General features: G+C 58.5%; 3 protein-coding genes. All 3 read right to left on the bottom strand.

Features of this window, described 5'->3' with window-relative positions; translation table 11 throughout:
• Positions 1 to 7 precede the first annotated feature (7 nt).
• Positions 8 to 766: an endonuclease/exonuclease/phosphatase family protein gene (locus tag ABYO54_RS13820; RefSeq protein WP_372808833.1), complete on the bottom strand. Its 759-nt coding sequence runs from the start codon at positions 764 to 766 to the stop codon at positions 8 to 10.
• A gap of 130 nt (positions 767 to 896) precedes the next feature.
• Complete coding sequence (nuoE, locus tag ABYO54_RS13815; RefSeq protein WP_372808832.1) at positions 897 to 3,242, bottom strand: NADH-quinone oxidoreductase subunit NuoE; 2,346 nt, start codon at positions 3,240 to 3,242, stop codon at positions 897 to 899.
• A 73-nt stretch (positions 3,243 to 3,315) separates the two neighbouring features.
• A partial coding sequence (locus ABYO54_RS13810; RefSeq protein WP_372808831.1) for a PQQ-binding-like beta-propeller repeat protein occupies positions 3,316 to 5,019 on the bottom strand: 1,704 nt, incomplete at its 5' end.

Below are 5,019 nucleotides of genomic sequence, written 5' to 3'. Positions count from 1 at the left end.
TTGGCGCTCATCCCACATCCATATTAATAATCAGTGGGACATGATCACTGCACTGAAGCCACTTCGCTGCATCCCCGAACATCACAGAGGATCCGCGCAACCTTCTTTTGGGTAAAAATACATAATCAATGTGATAACCCTTTTCCGCATGACGATACATGTAGAACGTATTTTGCGACTCGGCACCATGTGCTTCGTTTTCCTGGGAATGATAAAGGCTGTGGTACCCGATTTCAGCAAACTCTCCCACCACATCACTATGATTCCACCAACGATCCATCTCATCCCAAATTGAATTACTATTGAAGTCTCCGCAAACAATCGCCTCTTCCCTCGCAATATCGGCCTTGTGAATTTGCATGTATTTCCAAAGTTGCCCGACATATCTGAAATTTGGAGACTTCGAAACCTTCTTTGTCCACACCCCAAGAAGCACATGTTTATTATCGACCATGCACGGCAAAAAACTCTGAAGCTCATTACTCGTCCATAAAGTAGCCGAACTTTGAATACTGATCCCAGGCATTTGGAACCGCCCATTCCATTCCAGTTTTCCAAGATCATGTCCTTTACGAGCAAAAATACCGAGACCCCGATTTTTGTTATCGCCCACCCAAAAGTATTTACCAGCCCAGTCCTTGAACATTGCAGTTGATGAACATGGATTCTCACATTCTTGAACGACCAAAACATCGGCATCCAACTCATCTAAATACTCAACTTTATTCCTCAACGCCCCATTACAGTTCCAAGATACAATTTTCATTCCACGAGCTCTTCGCTTAAAAAACCTTACAAATTACCAACCAAATTCGGGCTTTCAAAAAACCCGCCCAAATGCTTTGCGCCTTTGCGGTCATTCAAAATCCTGTTCATCCCGTTATCCGGTCAAAGACTCATTCCACCTTCACCGCATCGACGGGGCAGAGTTGTTTGCAGGCGCCGCAGCGGACGCAGGTTTCGGGGTCGATCTCGAAAACGGAATAGGGTTCGCCCTTGATCGCCTCGACGGGGCATTCGACCGCGCACTTGGTGCAGCCGATGCAGTCGTCGGTGATGGAATAGGTGATGAGTTTTTCGCACTTGCCCGCCGGGCAGCGCCCTTGGATGTGCGCTTCGAACTCCTCGCGGAAATATTTGATCGTCGTCAGCACCGGGTTGGGTGCGGTCTTGCCGAGTCCGCACAGGCTCTGCGCCTTCACCATCTTTGCCAGTTGCTCGAGCTTCTCGATGTCGCCCGGTTTGCCCAGTCCTTTGCAAAGGCGATCGAGGATTTCGAGCATGCGCTTGGTGCCGACGCGGCACGGCGTACACTTGCCGCACGATTCGCTCTGCGTGAACGAAAGGAAATAGCGCGCCATCTCGACCATGCAGTCGGTGTCGTCGAGCACCACGAAACCGCCGGAGCCCATCATGGCGCCGACCCCGGTCAACGCCTCGAAGTCGACGGTGGTATCGCCAAGGGCGGCCGGAATGCAGCCGCCCGAAGGACCGCCGATCTGCACCGCCTTGAAGGCGCGGCCATCGGCCACGCCGCCGCCGATCTGCTCGACCACTTCGCGGATGGTGATGCCCATCGGCACCTCGATCAAACCGCCGCGCTCGATCTTGCCCGCCAGCGAAAACACCTTGGTGCCCTTGCTGTGCTTCGTGCCCAGCTCGGCGAAGGCCTCGGCCCCGTTGCGAATGATCCAGGGAACCAACGAGTAGGTCTCGGCATTGTTCACCAGCGTCGGGCAACCGTTGAAGCCCTTTTCTGCGGGGAACGGCGGACGGTAGTTCGGCATGCCGCGCCGCCCTTCGAGCGACGCGATCAGCGCCGACTCTTCGCCGCAGACAAACGCGCCCGCCCCCTCGAAAACCTTCAACCGCAGCGAATGCCCGCTGCCCAGAATATTGTCGCCCAAAAAACCGGCCGCTTCGAATTCCTTCAGCGCCATGCGCAGGCGCTTGACCGCCAGCGGATATTCGGCGCGCACGTAGAGAAACCCTTCCGACGCGCCCACCGCGAACGACGCAATGATCACGCCTTCGATCACGCGGTATGGATAGGACTCCATGATCATCCGATCCATGAACGCGCCCGGGTCGCCCTCGTCGCCGTTGAGGACGATGTATTTCTTTTGGCCGGGCGCATTGCGGACGGCGTCCCACTTGCGGGCGGTCGGGAAGCCGCCGCCGCCGCGGCCGCGCAGTCCGCTTTGGCCGACGGCGAAAATGACCGATGCGGGATCGCTCTTGAAAAAGACCTCTTTGAGCGCCTTGAAGCCGCCGAGGTTTTTGTATTCCGCCATGTCGGAGGGGTTGAGGACGCCGCCGTGCTCGGTGGCGATATGCCGCTGGCGGCCGAGAAAGTCGGCCACGGGTTCGTCGCGGACATTGAGTTCGTGGCGGGCAGGCACGTTGCGGGCGGCATCGGAATAGAGCTTCTTCAACAGGCTCTCGGTGGCGACGCGCACCTTGATGAAGGGGCTGTCCGACCAAAAATGGCGTTCGACGATCTCGGGGATGTCCTCCGGCTTCACCTTGGCATAGAGTACGGGTTCTTCGCCGGGAATCACCACCTCCACCAGCGGCGTGCGATGGCACATGCCGACGCAGCCCACGGGCTTGATGTCGACCTTGCATTTGAGCGCATCGAGTTCGTCTTCGAGCGCATCCTTGATTTTGGCGCTGCCCCCCGCCACGCAGCAGGAGCCGAGGCCGACGCGCACTTCGCCCATCGACACGCCCTTCTCCCCGGCGCGCGCCTGGCGCGGCACGCGGTTGGCTTCGTTTTCGAGGAAGTCGGTGAGCATGTCCGAGACGGTATCGGTGCGCACATGGCCGTAGGTCGTCCCGTCGATCTGCACGGCGGGCGCCAGCGTGCAACACCCCAGGCACGCCACCTTCTGCACCGTAAAGAGTCCGTCGGCGTCGGTGTCGCCCTCTTCGATCCCGAGGCCGTGCAGTACCGATTTATAGACCGCCTCGGAGCCCTTCACATGGCAGGCCGTTCCATCGCAGACGCTGATCATATGCCGTCCGACGGGCTTGCGCCGAAACTGCGAGAAGAACGACGACACCCCCTCGATCTGCGCGGGCGTGATCTCCGTGATTTCGCACACGCGCCGCAGCGCCTCTTCCGGCAGATGCTTGAACGTCTTTTGCACCGCCTGCAAAACCGGAATCACCGATGCCGCGTCCGTCCCGATCTCGGCAACGATCCGATCCACTTCCAAAATGTCTAGTTCGCTATTCATATTGCTGCCGACAAAATAATTACGGACAAAATGATTGCCTGCTCCGCCGGATGGAAAATTATTTTGTCCATAATCATTTTGTCGAATCCTCGATGCAGAAGAGGGTTTCGTCGCCGCGGATGTAGATGCGGTTGTTGACAAAGGCGGGAGTGGAATAAATCGGTTCGCCCATGTCGATGGCGGCGATCTCGTGATAGGTGTCGGCCTGGGCATCGAAGATGTGCATGACGCCGCCGAGGTGCACCGCATAGACCTTGTTGCCCGCCAGCACGGGCGACGAGCTGAAGCCGTCGTCGAACTCATGCTCCCACTTGACCTCGCCGGTCGCGGCATCGAGGCAGATCATGTCGCCGGCCGAGGTGGGGATGAAGAAGCGGTCTTCCGCCGCGAGCGGGCTGGCGATTTCGGGAAGGTATTCATCGTACTGCCACAGGATTTGCGGTGTTGCCCCGTTGAGCTTGAGCGCGCTGGCCTGGGCATATTCATTGGCCACGAAAACGATGTCCTTGCCGTTGAACGCGGGCGACGGCGCCACCTCGCCGCCCAAACATTTGACCTGCCAAAGCGGTTTGCCGCTCTTCGGGTCGTAGGCCGTTGAAAACTCCTCGTCGTTGAGCACCAGCTGCATGCCGGCCGCCGTTTCGATCAGGGCGGGCGTCGACCACGAAATGTGGGAGCGCGCGGTCTCCCAAACCTTGGCGCCATCGACGCAATCAAACGCCAGCACGCGTTGGTTTTCCTCGTGGTCGTACTGCACGAACACGCGCTCGCCGTCGCTGATCAACGACGAGCCCATGCCATACGGGTTTTTCGGGACACCCAGACTGTTTTGCCAGACCGGGTTGCCGTCAAAGTCGAACGCCGCCAGCTCGCCCGTTGCAAAGATGGCGAAAACACGCTGTCCGTCGGTCGCCATCGTCGGCGCGGCAAAGCCCGTATCCTCCGAAACCTCCGGCAACTCGACCGAGGTCTTGACCGACTGGGTCCAGAGTTCTTCGCCCGTATCGGCGTTGTAGCAAAAAACCTCGCAGCCCTGCTCGTCGCCGCCGGTGAAAAAGAGGCGGTTGCCCCAGACGATCGGCGAGTTGAAGCCGTGTACGGGAACGTCCGTTTTCCACAAAATGTTTTCCCCCGACTCCACGTCCCAATGGATCGGCGGCTCCATGGCCGGCGCATGGCCAATGTTTCCCCACCCGCGCAACGACGGCCAGTTGGACTGCATTTCTGCGATGGACGGGCGGGATAACTGCGGTACAGTTTCCGGCTCACTGCTTGCGTGAGGCACCTGCTGCTGTGCCAGGACCATGGCTAAATCGCTCTGAACCGCAAAGGCCAGGAACAGGGACAACACCACCAGAAAGACTCCCGTTCCGGCCATCAACTGCCGGAAGAGATTATTCAGCTCCCAATGATCCGGCGTGTCCGGTTTTCCGATGGCTGGCAGACGCGGTTTCCAGATGGAGCAAAGTAGCAGCGCAACAAAACAAACCACGGCACCGCCCAGCGCCAGTAATCCGCCGGTACGGCGTTGCTCCTGATTGCTGAAAAAGGCCCGGCGGACATACAGGTCGTACGTGCGGATCTGCTCCACCACGACCTCGTTGCTCTCCGTTGAATCGGCCAGCCGGTCGCGCAGTTCGATCAGCGTTGGATCATTAAGCGGATCCATTTTCAGCAGCTTCACATGGTCGGAAATCAGCAACACCGCCACCACCAGGGTAAACAGTGCCGCCACCACCGCGATGCTTTGCGCCGCCATGGCCAACATCGGCCGTTG

This window comes from Pontiella sp. (genome assembly GCF_041622395.1).
Classification (GTDB): domain Bacteria; phylum Verrucomicrobiota; class Kiritimatiellia; order Kiritimatiellales; family Pontiellaceae; genus Pontiella.
This window is presented reverse-complemented; position numbering and strand designations above follow the sequence as displayed.

Coding starts and splice junctions, on each gene's coding strand:
- nuoE (WP_372808832.1), bottom strand. CDS start 3,242: ATGAATAGCGAACTAGACATTTTGGAAGTGGATCGGATCGTTGCCGAG.
- ABYO54_RS13820 (WP_372808833.1), bottom strand. CDS start 766: ATGAAAATTGTATCTTGGAACTGTAATGGGGCGTTGAGGAATAAAGTT.